Source organism: Paenibacillus sp. JCM 9796 (assembly GCF_055379675.1).
Map to the genome: position 1 here is coordinate 2,016,917 of NZ_AP043723.1, position 21,123 is coordinate 2,038,039.

General features: G+C 41.0%; 21 protein-coding genes. 2 read left to right on the plus strand and 19 right to left on the minus strand.

The window, feature by feature from the left end:
- Position 1: 1 nt before the first annotated feature.
- The 7 genes from ACZ439_RS09620 to ACZ439_RS09650 all read right to left on the minus strand — a co-directional run bounded on the left by ACZ439_RS09620 (position 2) and on the right by ACZ439_RS09650 (position 4,889).
- Complete coding sequence (locus tag ACZ439_RS09620) at positions 2 to 412, minus strand: rhodanese-like domain-containing protein (RefSeq protein WP_236595681.1); 411 nt, start codon at positions 410 to 412, stop codon at positions 2 to 4.
- A gap of 14 nt (positions 413 to 426) precedes the next feature.
- Positions 427 to 1,233, minus strand: coding sequence for a prolipoprotein diacylglyceryl transferase (gene lgt / locus ACZ439_RS09625; RefSeq protein WP_127608027.1), 807 nt, complete (start codon positions 1,231 to 1,233; stop codon positions 427 to 429).
- A gap of 144 nt (positions 1,234 to 1,377) precedes the next feature.
- The gene (locus ACZ439_RS09630) at positions 1,378 to 2,235 is read right to left on the minus strand and encodes a prolipoprotein diacylglyceryl transferase (protein ID WP_127608028.1); all 858 of its coding nucleotides are present in this window, start codon (positions 2,233 to 2,235) and stop codon (positions 1,378 to 1,380) included.
- A gap of 13 nt (positions 2,236 to 2,248) precedes the next feature.
- On the minus strand, positions 2,249 to 2,764 hold the full coding sequence (locus ACZ439_RS09635; protein WP_127608029.1) for a TlpA family protein disulfide reductase: 516 nt from the start codon (positions 2,762 to 2,764) through the stop codon (positions 2,249 to 2,251).
- A gap of 61 nt (positions 2,765 to 2,825) precedes the next feature.
- Positions 2,826 to 3,539: a cytochrome c biogenesis CcdA family protein gene (locus ACZ439_RS09640; protein ID WP_127608030.1), complete on the minus strand. Its 714-nt coding sequence runs from the start codon at positions 3,537 to 3,539 to the stop codon at positions 2,826 to 2,828.
- Positions 3,540 to 3,600: 61 nt separating this feature from the next.
- Entirely contained in the window at positions 3,601 to 4,458 is an 858-nt protein-coding gene (locus ACZ439_RS09645) for a M56 family metallopeptidase (protein WP_127608031.1), read from the minus strand.
- Positions 4,455 to 4,889: a BlaI/MecI/CopY family transcriptional regulator gene (locus ACZ439_RS09650; RefSeq protein ID WP_127608032.1), complete on the minus strand. Its 435-nt coding sequence runs from the start codon at positions 4,887 to 4,889 to the stop codon at positions 4,455 to 4,457. The genes ACZ439_RS09645 and ACZ439_RS09650 overlap by 4 nt, the downstream gene beginning before the upstream one ends.
- Positions 4,890 to 5,062: 173 nt before the next feature.
- Here ACZ439_RS09650 and ACZ439_RS09655 point away from each other — a divergent pair, with 173 nt between their 5' ends.
- On the plus strand, positions 5,063 to 6,724 hold the full coding sequence (locus tag ACZ439_RS09655; protein WP_127608033.1) for a multicopper oxidase family protein: 1,662 nt from the start codon (positions 5,063 to 5,065) through the stop codon (positions 6,722 to 6,724).
- Between the two features lie 62 nt (positions 6,725 to 6,786).
- Here the strand turns inward: ACZ439_RS09655 and ACZ439_RS09660 are convergent, their stop codons facing one another.
- From ACZ439_RS09660 to ACZ439_RS09680, 5 genes are all read right to left on the minus strand, one after another.
- Complete coding sequence (locus tag ACZ439_RS09660) at positions 6,787 to 7,686, minus strand: WD40/YVTN/BNR-like repeat-containing protein (RefSeq protein WP_127608034.1); 900 nt, start codon at positions 7,684 to 7,686, stop codon at positions 6,787 to 6,789.
- Between the two features lie 23 nt (positions 7,687 to 7,709).
- Positions 7,710 to 8,789: a sensor histidine kinase gene (locus ACZ439_RS09665; RefSeq protein ID WP_127608035.1), complete on the minus strand. Its 1,080-nt coding sequence runs from the start codon at positions 8,787 to 8,789 to the stop codon at positions 7,710 to 7,712.
- Positions 8,786 to 9,478 carry a response regulator transcription factor gene (locus tag ACZ439_RS09670; protein WP_127608036.1) on the minus strand — a complete coding sequence of 231 codons (693 nt, stop codon included), beginning with the start codon at positions 9,476 to 9,478 and terminating at the stop codon, positions 8,786 to 8,788. Before ACZ439_RS09670 ends, ACZ439_RS09665 begins: the two co-directional genes overlap by 4 nt.
- 18 nt (positions 9,479 to 9,496) lie before the next feature.
- The gene (locus tag ACZ439_RS09675) at positions 9,497 to 10,321 is read right to left on the minus strand and encodes a C39 family peptidase (RefSeq protein ID WP_127608037.1); all 825 of its coding nucleotides are present in this window, start codon (positions 10,319 to 10,321) and stop codon (positions 9,497 to 9,499) included.
- A 104-nt stretch (positions 10,322 to 10,425) separates the two neighbouring features.
- Positions 10,426 to 12,618, minus strand: a complete 2,193-nt coding sequence (locus ACZ439_RS09680) for a spermine synthase (RefSeq protein WP_127608038.1) — start codon at positions 12,616 to 12,618, stop codon at positions 10,426 to 10,428.
- A gap of 216 nt (positions 12,619 to 12,834) precedes the next feature.
- Here ACZ439_RS09680 and ACZ439_RS09685 point away from each other — a divergent pair, with 216 nt between their 5' ends.
- Positions 12,835 to 13,179 (plus strand): four-helix bundle copper-binding protein, encoded by a 345-nt coding sequence (locus ACZ439_RS09685; RefSeq protein WP_127608039.1) that lies wholly within the window; start codon positions 12,835 to 12,837, stop codon positions 13,177 to 13,179.
- A gap of 62 nt (positions 13,180 to 13,241) precedes the next feature.
- Here the strand turns inward: ACZ439_RS09685 and ACZ439_RS09690 are convergent, their stop codons facing one another.
- The 7 genes from ACZ439_RS09690 to ACZ439_RS09720 form a co-directional block, all read right to left on the minus strand.
- The gene (locus ACZ439_RS09690; protein ID WP_236595682.1) at positions 13,242 to 14,432 is read right to left on the minus strand and encodes a D-alanyl-D-alanine carboxypeptidase family protein; all 1,191 of its coding nucleotides are present in this window, start codon (positions 14,430 to 14,432) and stop codon (positions 13,242 to 13,244) included.
- Between the two features lie 319 nt (positions 14,433 to 14,751).
- A complete protein-coding gene (locus ACZ439_RS09695; RefSeq protein WP_127608041.1) occupies positions 14,752 to 15,375 on the minus strand; it encodes an NAD(P)/FAD-dependent oxidoreductase in 624 nt (207 codons plus the stop codon).
- A 47-nt stretch (positions 15,376 to 15,422) separates the two neighbouring features.
- The gene (locus ACZ439_RS09700) at positions 15,423 to 17,852 is read right to left on the minus strand and encodes a heavy metal translocating P-type ATPase (protein ID WP_127608042.1); all 2,430 of its coding nucleotides are present in this window, start codon (positions 17,850 to 17,852) and stop codon (positions 15,423 to 15,425) included.
- Positions 17,853 to 17,949: 97 nt separating this feature from the next.
- Positions 17,950 to 18,150 carry a copper chaperone CopZ gene (copZ, locus tag ACZ439_RS09705; protein ID WP_054798833.1) on the minus strand — a complete coding sequence of 67 codons (201 nt, stop codon included), beginning with the start codon at positions 18,148 to 18,150 and terminating at the stop codon, positions 17,950 to 17,952.
- 25 nt (positions 18,151 to 18,175) lie between these two features.
- On the minus strand, positions 18,176 to 18,514 hold the full coding sequence (locus tag ACZ439_RS09710; protein WP_372814415.1) for a metal-sensitive transcriptional regulator: 339 nt from the start codon (positions 18,512 to 18,514) through the stop codon (positions 18,176 to 18,178).
- 363 nt (positions 18,515 to 18,877) lie between these two features.
- Positions 18,878 to 19,288 carry a DUF302 domain-containing protein gene (locus tag ACZ439_RS09715; protein ID WP_127608043.1) on the minus strand — a complete coding sequence of 137 codons (411 nt, stop codon included), beginning with the start codon at positions 19,286 to 19,288 and terminating at the stop codon, positions 18,878 to 18,880.
- Between the two features lie 72 nt (positions 19,289 to 19,360).
- A complete protein-coding gene (locus ACZ439_RS09720; protein WP_054795925.1) occupies positions 19,361 to 20,614 on the minus strand; it encodes a cell wall-binding repeat-containing protein in 1,254 nt (417 codons plus the stop codon).
- Positions 20,615 to 21,123 lie beyond the last annotated feature (509 nt).

Below are 21,123 nucleotides of genomic sequence, written 5' to 3' on the forward strand. Positions count from 1 at the left end.
GTTACTTCTCGAGGTCCCCCGTCCATTTAGCCATACCGCCGTCAAGATTATAAACCTGGTTATAACCATTCTCTAACAAAAGGTTCCCACTTTCCACTCCCATACGACCGGTATGACACACAAAGACAATTTCCTTATCCTTAGGCAGTTCAGTATACCTCAACTGAATCTCCTCAAAAGGAATGTTTATCGAGTTGGGTACTCTACTATTGGAAAATAATTCGGGTTCCCTTAAATCGACAATGACCATATCTTTTTTACTGTTGATCATATTCGTGAGCATCTTAGTATCCACGATTTGCAGTTCAGGTATAGTTTCTAGGGACTTGTTCGTTGTTAAAAACTTGATGGAGGCCGCTCCTAACATAACTACAATCAATACAAGTAAGACAAACCACTTATTTCTTATCACAAGCGACCCTCCTTTTAATGAATTTGTTCTAACTTGGGCGAAAGATCTTCGGGGTCTTTTCGTTTCTGTCTTAAAGTGAAGATCATCATGATTACCAGACTAATTACAATCACAACTACACTCGTCCATTGTCCTGCTGTCCAATTAAAAAGATATCTAGGAGAGTCACCTCTTAAAAACTCCAGCATAAACCTTCCGATCGCATACAAGATGTTATAAGATAAGAACAAAAACCCTTTAGGCCATGTTTTATTTTTCATGATCAATAAAATCGCAAATACAATGAAATCCCACTGACCTTCCCATATCTCGGCTGGCCAAAGTGGTTGCGGACCGTATTCGGCATATGCCATTGTGCCTTCCGGATAAACGATGCCAAAACTTGAGCCTGTAGGTGATCCATACGCATCTCCATTTAAAAAGCAAGCGATACGACCGATAGCCTGGCCAAATATAATAGCTGGCGCCATCGTGTCCGCCAGCTCCCAAAATGAAATCCGAGCCACTCGGGCGTAAATCGCCGCAGCGATAAATCCACCTACTAGCGCTCCTTGAATGGCAATACCTCCGTTCCAAATAGCAGGTATCTCCACTAAATGTTTGGAGTAATAGTCCCATTGGAAGAAGAACACATGCCAAATTCTTGCAACCAAGATTGCTCCGATTAGTACATAAAACATCATGTTTGGAATATGTTTGCGATATGTTGTCCCTTTTGCTAAATAATACGCCACACCCATGGCCAACATGATGGCTAAAGCAACGACCAATCCATATGATCGAACTTGGAAATCGCCAATCGAAAAAAGAATCACTCTCATCCTATACCCTACCTTGCCCTATAATTGTTTTGCAAATTAGGCGTTCGCCCAAAAAAACAGTCCCTTACCGCATCCGGGTCTAAATCCACCGCAAAGCAGAGCGCTTCAAACCATTCTGTTTGTATAAACGATAATGCATCTTGTTTAATCTGAAAATATTGTCCTGTTCTCTTTGCTCGAATTTTCAGATCGGATTTGGTCAGCAACAGCATTTCCTGGATCAGAAGATAATACCCACGCGGCATCATGTTGATCTTCATCCCTTTCGCTTATTGATGTCTGTTCATGATGTTTCAATCTGTTTAAGAACATGGAAGATATAAATCCCGCTGCCATCATCAACAAATACACGATTTGTTGTCCAGATAACCCTAGTAGAAAAATTGCTTTCGGCTTAAATAACGACACTAGCATCAAGCCTGCACCAAAATAAGTTAAAAACAGAACAACTATGTTTCCCGAACCGACCTTCGACCGTTGTCTCCACAAGTAAATGAGCATGGGAACTGTAATAAACAGCATGTAAACATTGATAGGATGATATTTAAACTGAGGGCTTTCAATCGAAATTCCCCAAGGCAACGAAGTAGCCGAACCGTATTGCCATCCAATCAAACTGTATACGAGGACTGACGTGATGGTTCCAATAGCAAGCAGGTCACCAATAAAAAAAGCCGGAACTTTCAATCGCCGTATACTTATGGTCATGTAAAATACGGCAACCGTAACTCCTATCCATAATCCCGTTGAAGAACCAATCATAGTAATTAATCGATACGGGTTACTCCATAAAATAGACGGCGAGAAAAGCAAGGGGCTGAATTTCCAGACGAAGAATACGATAATAAAACTATTGAAAAGCTTATCAAGAATTGGACGATCATAGAAAGGGGAGTTTTTGATTAGCTTTTGCAGTACATAGTAGCCAACCATTCCTGAAAACCCCATCAGCAGCCAGTCCAATTTAATCATAAAGGGTCCAAATTGCAGTATTTCCGGCATAACCCTTTGCCCCCTAACGAATAAGTCGCTTAAATTTACTTTCCAAATCTCGGGAATCTACAACTCCGATTACCTGATCCACAATGACGCCTTTCCCATTTACAAAAAAGGTTGTTGGAATTGGCCTGATCTGATATCGCCCAGACACTGTTCCTTCCGGATCCAGTAAAACGGGGAAATCAAAACCGTATTCCTCCACAAAAGCTTTTGCTCCATCAATACTGTCGCCGACAGTAACGTTTACTGCATAAATCTCGATCTGTTCATTATATTTTTCATACAGTCTCACCAAATCGGGCGCCTCAATCCTGCATGGGCCGCACCATGATGCCCAAAAGTTAATAACAACGGGTTTGCCATTCAAGTCATCAAAAGAATACGCCTTCCCATCAAGTCCAGTTAGTGAAATCTGCGGGGCTCGATACCCTACTTTGGGCAGTTCTTCCTTATTATTTGGTGATGGCGATTGATAAACAGCCGCAACGGTGAGAACAACAATAGTCGCTAGCACTATCCATTGTTTTTTCATCCTTTTCCTTCTCTCCATTACCATATTCAAAAAGTTATATTTTCCAGCATACTACTTCCTTTTAAAATCCTGTAAATCCACCGAATAACTGAATCAAGAAAATCGTAATTTTTGTCATTTGGTCCGTATACAACAGAATTCCGGTCAATACCATCAAGGCCCCACCAATTTTCATCAAGATGCCTGAATATTTAAGTATCGATTTTAATCGTCCGATAAAGAATGCCATCACGAAAAACGGAATAGCAAAACCAATTGTGTAAGCAACGGTATAGATAATTGCCTGATTCGGATTGGCCACTCCAAGCATAATCACCGCCGACAAAATTGGTCCGACGCAGGGTGTCCAACCCGCCGCATACGTTATCCCGACAAGTACGGAACCAAAATAACCAACTGGCTTGTTCTTGAAAGTAACTCTCGCGTCTTTCATTAAGAACTTGGGTGTAAAAACTCCAAGCATAACCAGACCCATAACAGCGACCATAATACCTCCAAGTTTGCGTATCAGGTCTTGATAATCAGTAAATAAGTTTCCTATGAAACTAACTGAGATACCGAGAGCAATAAAAATAATTGAGAAACCGATCATAAAAAACACCGTATGCATCATCGCTTGCCGGTGGAGCATTCCTTTACCTTCTTGCAAATCTTTTACAGAAATACCTGTAATGTATGATAGATAAGAAGGATACAATGGAAGACAGCAGGGCGAAATAAATGATAAAAGACCTGCGCCAAATACAAGCCAAATGCTTAAATCTGCAGCATTCAAAAAGGTTACCTCCCTTTTCACACTACTGATTGTAGTGTAAATTGTTTTGAAAAGGGCGGGCTTACGAACACCCACCTAAAATAATGCTACTCATAATAAATATAAGAGATAGGGTCAGTAACAACGGTTTAAAGTCAGACATGGGAACATGGATCCGCTGTTTCGGTTCAAGAACTTGCATAATTCGATAATTGATTGCATTTTCTGCAAAGTAAGCAACTGCAGTAGAGTGCTGCATCTTGCCTACTTTTGATAGCTTTAGTAGAACATTGCCTAAATAATACTCCGTCCCCATTTGCTTAATGGCGAATCGGTCGGCAAGCAATTCCTTCCATGTCTTAAAATCACGTACCATCGCCTTCATCGTCGGTATATACCCTAACCCGTCAAGGATCAAAGCTAACAGGAACATTTTCAATGGGTCACGATTCCGGCAGTGGTACCACTCATGAAGCAGAATGGCTTCTACTTCATGATTGGAAAACATGCTCAATACTCCGGTTGAAACAATAATTCGGGGCTGGAAGAATCCTATTGTTAGAGCAATAAACTTCTCATCATTAACAACAATGAACTCTGTCCCCCACTTTTTATACTTATCATTCAGTTGTTTGGTAAGTTTCGTATGTTTCTTGCTATGAAACACCCTGAGCCATTTTTGGGTTAAACGTAATTGCTTGTAAAGACGCCAGATCATTTTCCCAAACGTATATAAAATGATCACGTTGATCAAAAATTTTATGACATTATGGGCTACGGTTTCTTCCTTTAATGCACTTATACAATATTGGAAAAAGTTCCAGGGAAGGCGAACATCCCATAGTTGATGCGCTATATATAGGCCCATTTGTACTAAAATCATAACACCGACGAGTAACAAGGAACCGAAAATGAAATTTATTCGGAATACAGGATTCATAAATCTTTCCTGCTTTTCAGTTGATTTAATTTATCCGATAATTTATTGATCAATTCAGAGTCGGCATCCTCCAACGCATCAATCATGTGTCCCACAACAAGATCACCAAATTCTTGAATGAGGCCATCTGTAACCGCCTTAGTTTGTACGTGCAGAAATTGTTCTTTCGTTTGCACAGGTTCGAAAACTGTCACCCTATTCCTGCCTTTTCCACGTGTATCTTTACTAAGGTGCCCTTTTTCCAGCAATCGATTCATTACGGTCATCACTGTGTTAAACGAAATAGGACTTTCCTGATTTAAAATTGACTGCACATCCTTGATACTCATACCATCGGACAACCACAATATGTTCATAATCTTGGCTTCGAGTGGGCCGAAAAAACGATTTAATCCTTCTTCATTCACATTAAACTTCTTCACATTTGTCATTTTCTGCCCCCCCACACTACAAATTGTAGTCTATTAAATACACTGTGTCAATCGCTCACAAATCGGGCAAAAATGAATCCGGCCTCCCTACATAAGTTCTACATAATCATGTATTATGATTAGTTTGTGATAAATGTTATAGACAAAAGTATTGAGGATAGGGAGGAAGCATTATGAAGATTGGTACACGTTTTAAATTAGTATTCGTTTTTGCAATACTTGCTGTTTTGCTTACAGCCTGCTTTGATTCGAAGGATTCGATGGAAGGAATGGATCACTCGAACATGAATCAATCCGGTATGACCAATACGGATAGCAGCAATCAGTCTAATGTAAATACACAAGATAAAACATCAAAGATGACAACCTTAAAGGGGAAGGAATTTACGCTTACCGCAAAAACAAGCAATTTAGAAATCACTCCTGGAAAAACGTTGCCTGTATGGACATTTAATAACTCTGTGCCAGGCCCCGAATTTCGTGTTAAACAAGGCGACACCGTCAAAATCACATTAAAAAACGATTTGCCTGAACCCACTACGATACATTGGCATGGTTTACCTGTTCCCAACGAAATGGACGGCATTCCGGGTGTAACTCAAAATGCTGTACAACCTGGGAAGTCATTTGTCTATGAATTTAAAGCTACTGTTCCCGGCACTTACTGGTACCATTCTCATCAAGACGGTGCTAATCAAGTGGATAAGGGCCTCTACGGTGCGTTTATTGTTGAAGGAACAGATGAGAAAGTGGATCGGGATTATACGTTAGTTTTAGATGAATGGATGAGCATGGGCGATATGGACATGTCATCAATGGACAATAGCAGCATGAACATGGATATGTCATCGATGGATCATAGCAACATGAATATGGATTCTTCAAAAGACCAGGCATCGAGTGAAAATAACATGGACCATGGAAATATGGGTGATGATGCTCACGGTTCTTCGGCTGAAGGTCATGATATGAGTATGTACGATATATATTCAATCAATGGGAAGTCGGGAGACTCGATTGATAAACTTATAGTGAAAAAGGGCGAAAAAGTTCGCATTCGACTCGTTAACGCTGGATTACTTTCGCATAATATCCATTTACATGGGCACGAATTTAAAGTCGTCTCTACTGACGGACAACCGATCAACAATCCTGCTTCTATCAATGATCAGGTCATTTCGATTGCTCCGGGAGAACGCTACGATCTCGAATTTGAAGCGAACAACCCCGGGCAATGGTATATCGAAGATCACGGAGATGATCCGCGTGTGAAAGGCATGAAGGCCATCATTGCCTACGAAGGCGCAAACGCAGATACAGACAAGCCAAACGAAACTGCCGCGCTGCCAATCCTTGATTTGACACGTTATGGGCAATCATCAAATTCAGTGTTCACATTGGACCAAAAATATGATTTAGAGTACACGATGGATCTGAATACGGATCAACAGAGTGGACAGCAGGTCTATACGATTAATGGAAAAACATATCCCGACACTGAGAAAATCAAAGTCAAAAAGGGAGACCTCGTCAAAGTCCGATTAGTCAATAATTCCAAGACCGACGATCATCCCATGCACCTTCATGGTCATTTCTTCCAAGTTCTTAGCAAGAACGGTAAGCCTATAGAAGGCTCACCCATCGTGAAAGACACACTTAATTTGAAACCAGGAGAAGAATACGAAGTGGCTTTTGTTGCGGATAATCCAGGAGACTGGATGTTCCACTGTCACGAACTTCACCATGCTGCAGCAGGTATGGTTACGCATTTGCAATATACCGACTATAAGAGCGATTTTGTACCTGATCCGAATGCCGGCAATAAGCCTGAATAACCTTAAATGGCCTGATCTTACGCCTTAAATTAGCGTAAAATCAGGCTGTTTTTTGCAGGTTGTTATTTTGTTTTCGCCCAGCTCTCACCACCGTCTTTACTTTCATATACCGAATACCTTTCAGTCACAATTAACAGACGGTTGGCGTCTTTCTTCGAACCTTTGATCCCAAGCGGCATTTCTCCATTCAAATCGACTAGCATTGGCTTCCAAGTTGTTAAGTCGTTCGATCTTTGAAATCTGCTTTCATTCATAGTAATGATTTCCCCGGTTGGCGTAATAAAAATTTGAAATGTCGGCTCATTACCGATCTTCGTCTCTTTTATATTGTTATCCATTATATCGTAACGGTACAGCCCGCTTTCTGTGCCGGCAATAATGGATGAAGATTGACCGGGTGCAATTGCTATAGAATATGCAGCTTGAGGAATAACACCTACCTTCGTCCAGGTATTCCCACCGTTGTTGGATTCATACAGATTGTCTCCTGGACCAGCAAGCATTGTATAAAGATGCTCAGGGTTATTTGTATCCATGGCCAAAAGGTGCGCATCCGGTTCATTTGGTTTTTGTTTATTCGGTAGCCCGTCTTCGGCCACATCCCAAGTCTTTCCACCGTCTAATGATCGCTTAACAAAACCATGACCGGAAACTATCATTTTTTCCGGATTTGTTGGATCGATTTCCAGTCCCATTACGTCGTTACTTTGCAAAGGTTGTAATGTGCGTAACCATTTCCCGTTGTTATATTCATAAACACCTGTATGCGTTCCTAACCAGACAGTTGATTCATCTGCAGAATAGCTAAAGACATGAGGATGCGTTGCCGAGCCGGGTTTTAACTCGTCCGCTGAGCTTGTCCTATTTATGATTCCCCAGACAGCCACGCCTAAAATTCCAATCATAACGATCGAAAATACCCACCCTATACTCAAAGAAGATCCTTTTTTCTTACTGGCCATATTTATCTCTTCTCCTTCAGTTACTAATCCAAATTTTTAGGAAGTTGAATATAAACAATAGTTCCATGGTTGCTTTCAATCCATACCGATCCATGGTGGGCTTCGACTATTTTTTTCACGATTGTAAGACCAATACCTCCACCCCCGGATTTTCGATTTCGCGATTTGTCCCCCCGATAAAACCGTTCGAAAACATATGGCAAATCTTTAGGCGAAATACCTGATCCAGTATCACTCACAGTGATAAGAACACTTTCCCCCTTATCCGTCGCTTTTATTTCCACATATCTATTTTCCGGGGTAAATTCCAAAGCATTGCTTAACAGATTAACAAGAACTTGAATAAGACGTTCCTTGTCAACCTGTATGATGATTGAGGGAGCACTTTTGACTATGAGTTGAACATTTTTTTGCATGTAGGCAGCTGATACCACGCTTACTCCATGTTGGATCAACTTACTTATGTCTTCTTGTTTCAAAGATAATCGAAATTGGGAGGATTCTATATGTGTGAGTTGCTCCAAATCAGCAACCAAACGAATTAATCGCTCGATTTCTTCATAACAGGCTTGAATCCGCGACGGTGTCGGTTGCCAAACTCCATCTTGGAATGCTTGCATGTGACTTTTTAACGTTGCAAGCGGAGTACGCAATTCATGTGCAATATCTTGAGTCATTATTTTGCGCAAATGTTCCTGATTTTGCAATTGTTCTGCAAGTCGATTTAATGAGGCTCCCAGATCCGCCAACTCGTCATTTCCTTTAATGTTTGACCTTGATTCTAAATGTCCATGTGTCATTTTTTCCGCAACATGTTTCATTGTGATCAGCGGCGCAGATACTCGTTTCGCTATATATAAGCTAATACCGATGGTCAAAAGAAGCGCTACCAAAAATGTCCAAACGATGGATTGAATCAATGCTTGTTCTAAATGATAAATAAGCTGAGAAAAATCGTGAGTCATTCCCATCGACTGGTTCTGATACATCAAGAAGTGATAATGCGTCTCAAATATAAGACTTATACTAACGAATACGAGTATGGCTGCCACCGTAAAAATAAAAATGAAGGAAAGGCGGGCACGCAATCCGGTTTTTCTCATCTAGTACCACCCATAAAGCGATACCCAACACCGTAAAGGGTAACGATATATTCCGGTTTTTTAGGATCCGGCTCAATTTTTTGACGTAAATTTTTAACATGCTGATCAATGGACCGAACATCCCCCGCATAATCAAAACCATACACTTTTTCCACCAATTCTTCTCTTGTAAAATGTCTTTGAGGATGTCGGGCTAAAACCATCAGCAGTTTATATTCGTTCGGAGTTAACACAATCGGAGCTCCATTTAAATATACCTCATGGCGTAAAACATCGATAATAAGCTCGCCATCGTTAAAAGAGACGCGATCAGCAAGTAAATAACTGTCATCGGAACGTCGAAGGATTGCCCTAACCCTGGCAACCAACTCTCGAACATCAAAAGGCTTAATCAAATAATCATCTGCACCAAGCGAAAGACCTTGTATCCGATTATTTTCTGAAACCTTTGCGGTAAGCATAAGAATGGGAACGGAGCTTTGCTGACGAATTTTTTGGCATACTTCTTCTCCAGGAATATCCGGAAGCATCAAATCCAGTATGACCAAGTCGATTGCCGTTGATTCGATAAACGATAAGGCTTCTATACCCGTTCCCGCCTCAACGACGTTGTACCCCTCCTTTACCAAATAAGAACTAATGACATCGCGGATTTTTTCCTCATCATCGACTATTAAAATGCTCTTCATACCCTATCATCCTCGCAATTAATCTACTCTGTAGGATAGCGCCTGTTTTCCTAAGGCTTCCCAACTCTCAATAAATTGTTTCTTATCGACTTTAATTCCTTTTTGATTTTTTCGCGGGTCGTTTATAAACACATGATCATTGTCGTAACCGACCAAGAGCACCGTATGCTCTTGAAACGTCGTCCGGATCGGCCCAAGTGGGGAATCCCACACCATCCATTGCTTTTCAGACGGCTTCGTGTATGAAACGGTTGTCCAAACCAGAACCGGAAAACCGTCAGATACTTGTTGCTCCAGTTCATCAAAGTCTTTTCCGGTAAAATCAATTCCGGTTGGAATATATTTGATAAGTAATTCAAATAATGCCGTGTGATAAATACCGTATCCTTTTTTCTTGCCTGTTATATCTCCTACAAAACCTAAATTCGGGTTTCCCCAATAGCGGATGCTTCCGTCTTTATTATACTCAATAGGCGTAGGATCCTGTTTTAGTTCGGGAAGCAAATCCATTTTACTTTTATCGATGCCGTAAAAATTGAACATCATCGTTAATGTTGCAATTTCACATCCGTTATAAAGTTCGGGTAACTGAAGAACGACAGGTGCGTCAATAAAGGCCGATTCGAGCTTTTCTTTTTTCTGATCAACATTATCACTTTCATTATAATCATCTTTATTTTCAGTTAAGATAGCGACGGATTGTCGCATGTCATCGGGATTAGAACCTATCAAAAACTCCTGATCAGTTATCTTTAAATACAATAACAACGTAAAGAACGCGCTTGTCATAACAAGGCCGATGACTAATATTGTTGCAAATATGTACTTCAGAGTTTTCAACATACTTTCTGCCTCTCCCGTTGTACAACCACTCATAATAAATTTAAAAATTTAATACACTACATATTGTAGTATATATTTGGATAATTGTAACTACCTGTTCTCACTTATTTATAAACCAATTTCGGATGCACAATGTATAGCAATCCGTAAACAGCGGCCCCGATCATCATTGCAACGGTAAATCCCATTGTCATGGAAATCATTACGGAAAGAAGGGAACCGGCTACTGTCATCAATCCGTTTATCGCCCAACTTACCGCCGTCTGCCGTTCCGAAACTTGAGTTAAACCATAAGGAAAGGGCATACCCATAAAAAAGCCCAGCGGGAATAACAATATCGCTGCAACTGCTATTCGATAAATCAAAGGCAAATAAAACATTTGCTCATTGTACCAAGTAATTCCCGAATTCACTCCTATCGCAAGAATTGTTATTATCAGTAAAGGGACAAATCGTTTCGTTTGTCCATTGAACCATATCCCGGATAACAAACTCCCGATTCCACCGGCAATCAGTAAAATACCCAGAACCAATACAAAAGACAACGTAGGATGGCCTAACGGTAAAATAAGCCGTTGCACAAGCGTTGTTTCAATGATAATAAAACCGATGGCAATACCTGAAAAATAGGCGGTCCCTCCGTATCCGTTTTTCGTTATTCTAGCAAAGACAAATACGAACAAAAATGTCAGAACTACGATCCAAATAAACGAATAGGGGATTTTTCCTGTTTTGTTATAAAAGAACGGCATATCGTCGCTATTCGCAGCCAAGTTGACTTTCTGATCGGCTAATAACTTACTTAACGAAGAGTATTGATCATTTACATGAGGAATGTGAATCGGAATTTGCTGTATGCTCTCCGTTTCCGATTTTAAACGGTTGGCTAACATTAACGAAATCGGCCGCTTGTTAATGATCAACAGAGGCCGTGTTATCACGCTTCCCCCCATACCCCAAACCTCGTGTCCAAGATGCTGAAACGTACCAATCACTGCAATGTGATCACTTATTCGATTGTTGGTAACCCCTTCGCTTTTAAGGGATTTTTCAACAGCAGTCATAACCTTCGCCAATTCCATTTCGTTATGAAGCAGAAAGGCAAGTCTTCCGCCCGGCTTTAACTTCTTTAGATATTCTCCTACCGCTTCAACTGTAAACATATAGTTTTCTGTTAAGGTCATACCCAAAGCGTTTTCTGACTCCTTTTTTACCAACGATAAGTAAATTAAGTCATACTGATTTTGGGTTTGCCGGATATAGTTACGGCCATCGGATACAATTTCCCTAACGCCAGGCTGTTTAAATACATTGCCTGAAAAAGATGACATTGCCTCAACAGCCCGAAAACTTCCTGGATTGATATCGACTGCCTCAATCTGCTCAAAACCGGCCATTTTTGCAGTCAGGACTTCTTGTCCCCCGCCAGCACCAATAATTAAGACCCGTTCTTTTGTAACATCTTGAAAAGCAAGAAAACTCGTTGTCCATCGCAAATAATCGACCTGCTGCAAATCGCCTGTATATTTCGAAATTGGCGATACTGCTCCGCCATCGATCGTGATATATAACAATTGCCCATCTCCCGCGTCGTATACATCTGTGCGAGAAAATGAATTCCAATCCGAATAAACAATGTGAGTGTCTTTTTCACCTAAAAACAAATTTGCCGGGCTCGTTTGGTAAGCACGAAATGGAAGAAAGTTAGTAAAAGGTTGAACTAAGTTGAAAATCAAGATAGCAAGACCCGTTATATATATATATTTTAATGGGTTTGCAGCGGTTTTGACGCTGCAAACAAAACTAATGAACACTAGCGCCGCTGATATTAGACTGACCATTTCGATCGGACCTAGTACATCCATTAACCATATAGAAAATACCGCACCAATTCCGGCACCGGCTAAATCGAAAAAATATATCGTCCGAATATTTTCACGTTGCCCCTGCATGATTGCGGCAAGCAACGAACCACCCGCGAAAAAAGGTAAAAGTGCTACAGCCGAATAGAACCATATATTCTGATAAGGAAGCACATATATTGTTAAAACTGAAATAATCAACAGGATAGCAAATAGCCCTAACCATTCATTGCGGTTTCTAAAGACGAATCCTGAAGATTTGTAGGCTAAAAACCCGCCAAGACCGATTCCTAATGTTGCCAGGGAAATCGTTAAAAAGACGAAGTTATAATCCAGTATCACCGAAAAAAAACGGGAGAGGAATACTTCATATACTAAAAAAGCAAAAGCCGATGAAAATGTAATCAGCATATCTTTACGATCGCTTCGCTTCAATGACATAGTTCCCCTTCATAAGGTAATCCTGTTAATATTAACAGTTTGGTCAAATCGTGATGACCTTAAAACCAAGCAAGGGGTGATGTTTTTATAATATCTTTCCGGATTAATTAAATGAAAGGAAGATGGTTCTCTGCCCTCACGAATATAGATGTATCATTTGGGAATTATACATCAAGAAGTAACCAACGATATAAGGAGGAGTGTTATTCCATGCCAGTCACAACGCATACTGCACAGCATCACCAATCTTGTATCGACACATGTAATGCCTGCGTACAAGCTTGTGAACATTGCCTAACCGCGTGTTTGAATGAACCGGATGTGCAGGCAAGAATTCAATGCATTCAGTTGCTGCGGGATTGTGCAGATATTTGCTCAATCTCATCTCAATTCATGTCACGTAACAGTCCCTATGCCAAACAAATCTGTAATATCTGCGCAAGCATTTGTGATGCTTGTGCGGCGGAATGTGCGAAGTTTAAAGACGAACACTGCCAACACTGCGCCGAACTTTGCAGAAAATGCGCTGAAGAATGCAGAAAAATGGCAGCTTGACTGAGATAGGGGGACGGTTGTCCCCCTTTCAGTTATCCCTCTTTTTTTATTTGGATTTTTCTCTAATTTTCGAAAATTTGTTTAGATAATTTTTTTTGCTTTCTCTTTTTCCTTAAGATTAGAATAACGACCGTAAGAATTAACATAAACATAAATGTTATACTGGTGCTGAATGGGGATGATGCTGCCTTTTTTTCAATTGAAGGATCTTCCGTATTATCTCGTTTAAGTTCTTTATTATTATTGATTTCCAATTCTTTTGAATATATTTTTTTTCCGTCAAAGTTCAAAACAACGATTAGGAAAGCAGAATCATCGATCTGGATATCAAATTTTTCGTCTTTATCGCTTGTAAAGATTAATTGTTCCGGGATTACAAAACGGTCGATATAAGACTCAAATGCTGAGGGATTTAAAGTAATCTTATTGGTTTGAAAATGTTCAAATCCATAGTCGAACAATTTTACCATATCACCGTAAGCTAATTCTGACGAATCGGCTTTCAAGGTAACGGCAATCCATTCTGAATTCCCTCTCTTGACAGAGGCAACCAACGTGTTTCCGGACTGACTCACATATCCGTTTTTTACACCTGTTGTTCCTTCGTATCGCCATAGTAGTTTGTTATGATTATAGAGTGTTGTTTCCCATCCTTTCCCGATCCACTCCATTTCCTTTGTTCCAACGATGGAACGAAATATCGGGTTTTTCATCGCGTATTGCGTAATAATTGCCATATCATAAGCAGTTGTTTGATGTTTTTCATCAAATAGCCCATGCGGGTTTTGAAAATTTGTGTTCTTAACTCCAACCGTATCCCTGACAAATTGATTCATACGTTCTGCAAATTGGGCTTCACTTCCATCAAAATATTCCGCAATCGCTGTTCCCGCATCATTGCCTGAATTAATAAGCAGTCCTTGGACAAGTTTTAATAATGTAACCTGTTCCCCTTCAAGTAAATAAACTCTCGTACCAATAACATTTCTAGCTGTTTCGCTAACGGTTACAATATCGTCCAAATTGCCCTCTTCTATAGCTATTATCCCTGTTACGATTTTCGTGATACTTGCGGGATACATTAAGCGATTACTTTCTTTTTCATACAATATGGTGCCTGTTGCTCCGTCAATTAAGATAGCAGCTTCGCTGTTGAGCGAAAAATGCTGATCATCTTTCGTTGCATATACCGTATTTTGAAAAACGAATATGAACGAGACGAATAGAAGAAAAAAATGATAGAATGTTTTCACTGAACTTTTCCTTTTCATGAACGGAATTGAAAAAATACACTACTTATTGTAGTGTATTAAAAAGTGCAATGTCAAGATCTTAAGATCCTTGAAATATCCTTTGTAATATTTTGAAAATGCATATCGCTTTAGTTTTTATCTAAGAATTACAGTATAGCAGTACAAAGTTAAAATAACTTCGGACTGCTATACTATTTCCTTGGCATCCATTTACTTTATTTATACAGCGATTATAAGATATAACTAAATTGGATTTTCCTAAAATACCGCTCAGCACCAACCTTATACTGTTCTTTCACTAGTAGTCCCCTCTGAAATATTAAGCTGCTTCAGCAACTTCTCGTAATTTTTCCAGCGATATACGTTCCGCATATCTGGCGTAGGTCTCTTTCTTTTTTCCGTTCTGCTGAAAGTCTGTAATCAATCGGGTGACTGCAGGAATAAGCTGTTCTGCTCTAAGGCCAGGTACTAACAACTGCGCAAGCCGCGCCTTCAAACCTTTGGCATCGCCACCAACATAGAGATCATATCTATCTTTCATTTTCACGATAGCAATGTCTTTTAGTAAAGGCTCGCTCGTACCGAGCGCACAACCTGCATAACCAATCTTCAATGGACTGGGAACTGGATGACCGACAATTGCCTTATCGAGTGTTTCGGCTACATCCAACCCTGCATCCTCTGCTCCTCTGCAAAAATTGCATGCAATTAAACTTTTCGAATAAAAGCCTGCAGGGTGAATCTCCAAGCCTGCTTCCTGCAATTGTTTCTGCACTTCTTGCACACGTTCTTCTTGCAATGCCACATAAAGCTGCTTGAATGTCGTCATTTCAATCTGGGCATCTTCCCCTACGATGGAACCTAGCAATGCAAGCTGGTTAGGCTTAAATATTGTACCACCCACTCCAAACCCAGGTGTTACGGCAAATTTCTGAAAAGCCATTTGATTTTCACTCTCCCTTTTCAATATATATGAAGCTTAGTTCAAACTTAAATTTTCACTCTCTGCAATCTCAATGCATTTAACACTACGGAAACGGAACTGAACGCCATTGCCGCTCCAGCCACCCATGGCGCCAACAAGCCAATTGCCGCAATCGGGATTCCAGCGGAGTTATAAGCAAGAGCCCAGAATAAATTCTGCCTAATGTTCCGCATTGTCTTACGGCTCATAAATATCGCATCAGGTATACTATTTAAATCACCACGCATCAATGTTACATCAGCTGCTTCCATGGCTACATCGGTTCCAGTACCGATCGCCATCCCGATATCCGCCAGTGCCAGGGCTGGAGCGTCGTTGATACCGTCGCCAACCATCGCCACCTTTTTGCCTTGCGACTGTAATTTCTTGACCTCTTCCGCTTTTCCCGCTGGCAACACTTCGGCCAACACATTATCAATACCGACTTGCGATGCAATGGCCCGAGCCGTCCGCTCGTTGTCCCCCGTAATCATGATTACTTCTAGTCCCATCCGCTTGAGGCGATCAACAGCCGTTTTTGAAGTCTCTTTAATCGTATCAGCCACGGCTACTATTCCGGCATATTGTTGATCGATCGCAATAAGCATCGCTGTTTTCCCTTCCTGCTCTAACTTCGACATCTGATCGAACGCCTGCTCCGCAGTTACGCCATACTTGGCCATTAAACGGCGGGTACCGGCCAAGATCACCTTTCCTTCTACAACAGCGCGGATGCCGTATCCCGGGACGGCTTCAAACTCGCTAGCTTCGGGAAGTTCCAGACCTCTCCCCTTAACACCTGACACGATCGCCTCCGCAAGCGGGTGTTCCGAACTCTTCTCAGCTGCACCGACTAGGCGCAGGAAATCCGATTCCTCCATATTATCGACCCATACATCGGTCAATTCCGGCTCACCTTTTGTAATCGTGCCGGTTTTGTCCAAGATGATCGCCTCGATTTTATGCGTCGATTCCAAATGTTCTCCGCCTTTGAACAGAACGCCCATCTCTGCTGCACGACCGGAGCCCGCCATAATTGAGGTTGGCGTTGCAAGACCTAGCGCACACGGACAAGCGATAACAAGGATAGCTATCGATTTTTCCAATGCACTGGCAAAATCGCCTGGTGTTACAATGAAGTACCAAACCCCAAAGGCTAAAACCGCAATGGCGACTACAATCGGTACAAAGATGCCGGAGATGCGATCCGCTACCCGTTGGATCGGCGCTTTCGAACCTTGTGCTTCTTCCACAACTTTAATTATTTGAGCCAGCGCTGTTTCCTTACCGACTTTTGTTGCCTTTACTCTCAATCTTCCGTTCTTGTTAACGGTCGCTCCAATGACAAAGTCGCCTACGTTTTTCTCTACGGGAATACTCTCTCCGGTTAACATCGATTCATCTACGGATGACGTTCCCTCGACCACTTCTCCATCTACGGGAACTTTCTCACCCGGCTTCACAAGTACGATATCTCCGGTCACTACTTCTTCAACCGGAATGGTCAGTTCCTGTCCATCGCGCACGACTAGCGCGGTTTTGGCTTGTAAGCCCATAAGTTTTTTGATCGCTTCGGACGTTCGTCCCTTCGCCTGAGATTCGAATAGTTTTCCGAGAACAACCAATGTAATCAATACGGCGCTTGTCTCAAAATACAGATCCGGTCCATGATGTGCAGCATCCGCAGATGATGCCCACACAATCGATAAATACAAACTATAGAAATAGGCTGCAGACGTTCCTAGTGCAATAAGCACATCCATATTGGCGCTTTTGTTACGTAAAGCCTTAAAGGCACCCACATAAAACTGCTTTCCGATATAAAACTGGACTGGGGTGGCAAGTGCCAATTGGAACCACGGATTCATAAATAATTCAGGCATCCAGATCCACGATGTGAATGAAAAGTGGCTAACCATCGACCACAACAACGGCAAACTTAATAGGACTGAAATGAATAGCTTACGCTTTTGATGTATTATCTCTTGATGCCGATGTTCCTCCAAATTACTTTGAGCTTGTTTTGGCATTGCTTTATAACCTAGTTTTTCTACTTGGTTCTGCATATCGGCGACAGTAACTTCCGTCGGGCTATATTCCACATGAGCTGTTTCCATCGCAAAGTTGACAGTTGCATTCGTAACACCCGGCAGCTTGTTAAGCGATTTTTCAATCTTGTTTGCACAGGCTGCGCACGTCATACCACTAAGCTGCAGGTCGATTGTTTCCTTTGCCGTCCCGTACCCCAGTTTTTGTATGCTTTGTTCCATTTTTGAAAGATCCATTACTGTAGGATCGTACGTTATCGTCGCCCGCTCCATCGCGAAATTAACATTGGCCTCTTTAACCCCTTCCAACTTATTCAAGCCTTTTTCAATACGATTCGCACACGCGGCGCAGGTCATACCAGTAATTTGCAGGGAACTTTGCTTCAATTCGATTTGATTGGATTCCATCTGTAGTCACCTTTTCATGTACCCATGGGGGGTATAATTTTGAGTAAAAAAATGATGGAAAATAGTCACTCGATGCGAGTGACTACTTCGTTAAATTTCAAACCACATCATAGCCTTGCTCTTCAATTTCATGTTTGATTTTCTCAAGATTAACGTTATTTTCATCATACTGAACCTGAACTGTACCATTTTTTAGATCAACTTTTGCGGTTACCCCAATATTTCGCAGTGCTCCTTCAATAGAATTTACACAATGATTGCAAGACATGCCTTCCACTTTCAATGTTTGATTTTGCATGTTACGGGTCTCCTTTATTTGAAATTTACTTCATTAAAGTATTCATTGTTTTCAATAGTTCTTCAATAACCTCGACTTCACCATCTTGTATTCGTTCCACAACACAGCTTTTTAAATGTTCGGCCAATAACAGTTTTCCTACGCCGTTCAGAGCGGATTGAACCGCGGCAATTTGATTCAAAACATCATCACAATAAGTATCCTTTTCGATTAACCCTTTTATACCTCGGACCTGTCCTTCAATCCGATTTAATCGAGCTGTTAGTGCAGCTTTCGTTTTACTGGAATGATGACTTTTCCGTTCATCTAAACTCGAACAACAATGTTCTTGAACATCTGTAACCCCAGTTTGTATGATTTCCACTAAATTGCACCTCCTTGTATTTATAGTATACCCCCCTATGGTAATTGTCAATCATTATTATCCGCAAATTCGGGTGTTTGCGCTGAAGCAATTTTCTAATAACGATATAGACAGTAAATCCGGATACCGCAATAATCAAAGCCATTCCAATAAACATGACGATTCACATTCCGAACATACCATCCATCATCCAGTTCATTAATCCGTCCCTTATGTCACTATTTTTTCGAACAGTAGTTTTTTTTTTTAAGTCCATTTTTCTCATACCAAAAACACTAAATTTCAATGAAAAATGACACATACCCGGAGGCAGTGTCTAGACGTACCTTATAGCTAATGATATTTTCAGACCAGAGGCGTTAATCACAACGTCCTTTGGATATCGCGGATTAACGGCTTTTTTTCCACGCAGGCTATAAGCCGCTTCTCGATATCTGAAGCGATAGCCATCAGTTCATCGTTCTCTACAAGTCCGATTAAAGCCGTAGGCTTCGGCAAGCCGATCCGGGTACTCCCGCTCTCTTCATAAACGGCAAGCTTACATGGGAGGAAATAACCAACCAAAGCATTTTCTGAAAGCACACGTTTGGCTTCATTTGGATTGCATACTTCAAGAATATGATAAGTATTGTCAAAATCAACACCTTTCTCATGAAGTTTTTCCTGCATATCTAATTGCCAGAGGACACCGAATTTTTCTTCCTTTAGGTTTTCAGTAAGGGCTGAAATTGCTTCTTTAGGCGTTTTTGCTGTCTTAACAGTGTAATGGAACATGACTTTTCCTCTTTTCCCTGTTCAACTCGCCCGCGATGAAGACAATCGCAAGTAAGTCCTTTTATTTAACATCTAATGACCCATAGCCGGCATTTCCGACATGCCGTTTTTAGAATTTCCCTCATGTTGCCCATGTCCTTCGCCTGTGGAAGAAATGATCTCCAGCATATCGTCAATTTCTCCTTGTGCAGCCCTATTCAACGATTGTTCATCGCCGACTAACCAAGAATGGTTATACGGCCCTTCCGTTGGAGATTTCTTATATTTGGGTTGAACCGTCATCATGTAATCCATGACAGTGTCCGGCATCTTCTCCTTATCAGTCCAAAGAATAGGAGCATGTTTGCCCAGATGTGAGAAAGGCGCTGCTGCGAGAGCCAATGATGCTGTATTCAGACTAATAAACGAAAAGTTATGTCCCGGTGAAGTGATTCCCCATCCAAATCCGGTCTCGGGGTCTTTATATTTAGCAAATGCAACGGCATTTTCATAAGGGTCGTTTCCAGAGATCCGAACGACCTTTCCGTACTGTCCTAATTGTTTTTCAACATTTTCGGATATAATGCTCTTTGGTCCCAATAAATAAATAGATGCCTTTCCATTTCTAAGCTTTAATGCTTCTATTGTATCCGTTGGAATCTCATCCTTTGTTACATACAGTAGCGGCTCAGGCATGTGTGCAATCCAGTTAATTGCCGGCAGTGAATATTCTTGGCTATCCAGAGAGCCTATAATTACAGATTGTGGATAGCCCTGTGAAATTCTTGCATAATAATCATCTACTGTTTTAGCGATAGCTGCGGGACCTTCACCCTTAATCCAATCTATTTTAAAGCCCATTCCTTTGATTTCCTGCTCAACATTTTGATCCAGATTTCCGACCAAAATAACTTGTGTTCCGTTATTCAAAGTCGATCCTACAGGATTGAGCCTTTTTAATTCATTTTTCGTAATCTCTGGCACATTATTCTTATTCACAAATAATACGGGGCCATTATTCGGATGATGAATTAAATCTGCACTTACTAGTGCGGATTGCCAATCTTCTGGGTTGGCCAGAATAACACCACCGGGCTGGTTCTTTTCGTTTGTCGCCATCCAAACCGTTTTGGACACCAATACGGCCGTTTGAAAAGGATCACTGTTGTTAATACGTGTTGTATTTTTAGAAGCGATCCAAGGAGGCTCTGACGCTTTGTTTTTCTGTTGATCGACGTTTACTTGACCTTTTTGTGTTTGTTGGCCTTGTGTAGCTCCCGGTGTGCATGCAGTTAATGTCAATATTACTGCGAAGAAAAGGATATTGATCTTTAAACGCTTATTCATGCGAAATCCTCCATCTTGGATTTTCATCTGTAACTTTTAGATGTACTTCAAACTTCTGCCTTTGCGGCTTCCCGTATATTATTTCCAAACGGCTGAAAGTCTTATCCATTTGTTTCTGGGGAATTTACGCCCCAATTAGTCTTGATTTACAAGTAAAGCTACTGTATGAGGTCACGAACAATCGGTTACAGCGTAAAATGTCTACTTTGCGTACGATAAATCAAACTTGCCATTTGATTTATACATCTTTCCATACTTTGTTGAATTCAGGTTTCGTATCATATTTTGGGCACATGCCGTGTTCATGTTATGCTATCTAGCATAGACTGTTATACGTGATGCAAACATCACGAATTCGCCCCTAAGGGAGGTATGCAATAACTTCACCTATTACACAATGCGGTGCCTACACCCTCAATCATGAAGATTGTTGCCGACAAAAAAGGTGGATTGGCATTTAAAAATGAAACTTTATCTTGAGCAACAAAAAACTAATTACTCGAAACAGG

Bases quoted from the DNA above. Each gene is read 5' to 3' on its own strand.
- ACZ439_RS09655 (WP_127608033.1), top strand. From the start codon at position 5,063: ATGAAGATTGGTACACGTTTTAAATTAGTATTCGTTTTTGCAATACTT.
- ACZ439_RS09715 (WP_127608043.1), bottom strand. From the start codon at position 19,288: ATGTTCCATTACACTGTTAAGACAGCAAAAACGCCTAAAGAAGCAATT.
- ACZ439_RS09685 (WP_127608039.1), top strand. From the start codon at position 12,835: ATGCCAGTCACAACGCATACTGCACAGCATCACCAATCTTGTATCGAC.
- ACZ439_RS09670 (WP_127608036.1), bottom strand. From the start codon at position 9,478: ATGAAGAGCATTTTAATAGTCGATGATGAGGAAAAAATCCGCGATGTC.
- ACZ439_RS09665 (WP_127608035.1), bottom strand. From the start codon at position 8,789: ATGAGAAAAACCGGATTGCGTGCCCGCCTTTCCTTCATTTTTATTTTT.
- ACZ439_RS09675 (WP_127608037.1), bottom strand. From the start codon at position 10,321: ATGTTGAAAACTCTGAAGTACATATTTGCAACAATATTAGTCATCGGC.
- ACZ439_RS09645 (WP_127608031.1), bottom strand. From the start codon at position 4,458: ATGAATCCTGTATTCCGAATAAATTTCATTTTCGGTTCCTTGTTACTC.
- ACZ439_RS09695 (WP_127608041.1), bottom strand. From the start codon at position 15,375: ATGGCTTTTCAGAAATTTGCCGTAACACCTGGGTTTGGAGTGGGTGGT.
- copZ (WP_054798833.1), bottom strand. From the start codon at position 18,150: ATGCAAAATCAAACATTGAAAGTGGAAGGCATGTCTTGCAATCATTGT.
- ACZ439_RS09635 (WP_127608029.1), bottom strand. From the start codon at position 2,764: ATGAAAAAACAATGGATAGTGCTAGCGACTATTGTTGTTCTCACCGTT.
- ACZ439_RS09720 (WP_054795925.1), bottom strand. From the start codon at position 20,614: ATGAATAAGCGTTTAAAGATCAATATCCTTTTCTTCGCAGTAATATTG.
- lgt (WP_127608027.1), bottom strand. From the start codon at position 1,233: ATGAGAGTGATTCTTTTTTCGATTGGCGATTTCCAAGTTCGATCATAT.
- ACZ439_RS09700 (WP_127608042.1), bottom strand. From the start codon at position 17,852: ATGGAATCCAATCAAATCGAATTGAAGCAAAGTTCCCTGCAAATTACT.
- ACZ439_RS09650 (WP_127608032.1), bottom strand. From the start codon at position 4,889: ATGACAAATGTGAAGAAGTTTAATGTGAATGAAGAAGGATTAAATCGT.
- ACZ439_RS09630 (WP_127608028.1), bottom strand. From the start codon at position 2,235: ATGCCGGAAATACTGCAATTTGGACCCTTTATGATTAAATTGGACTGG.
- ACZ439_RS09660 (WP_127608034.1), bottom strand. From the start codon at position 7,686: ATGGCCAGTAAGAAAAAAGGATCTTCTTTGAGTATAGGGTGGGTATTT.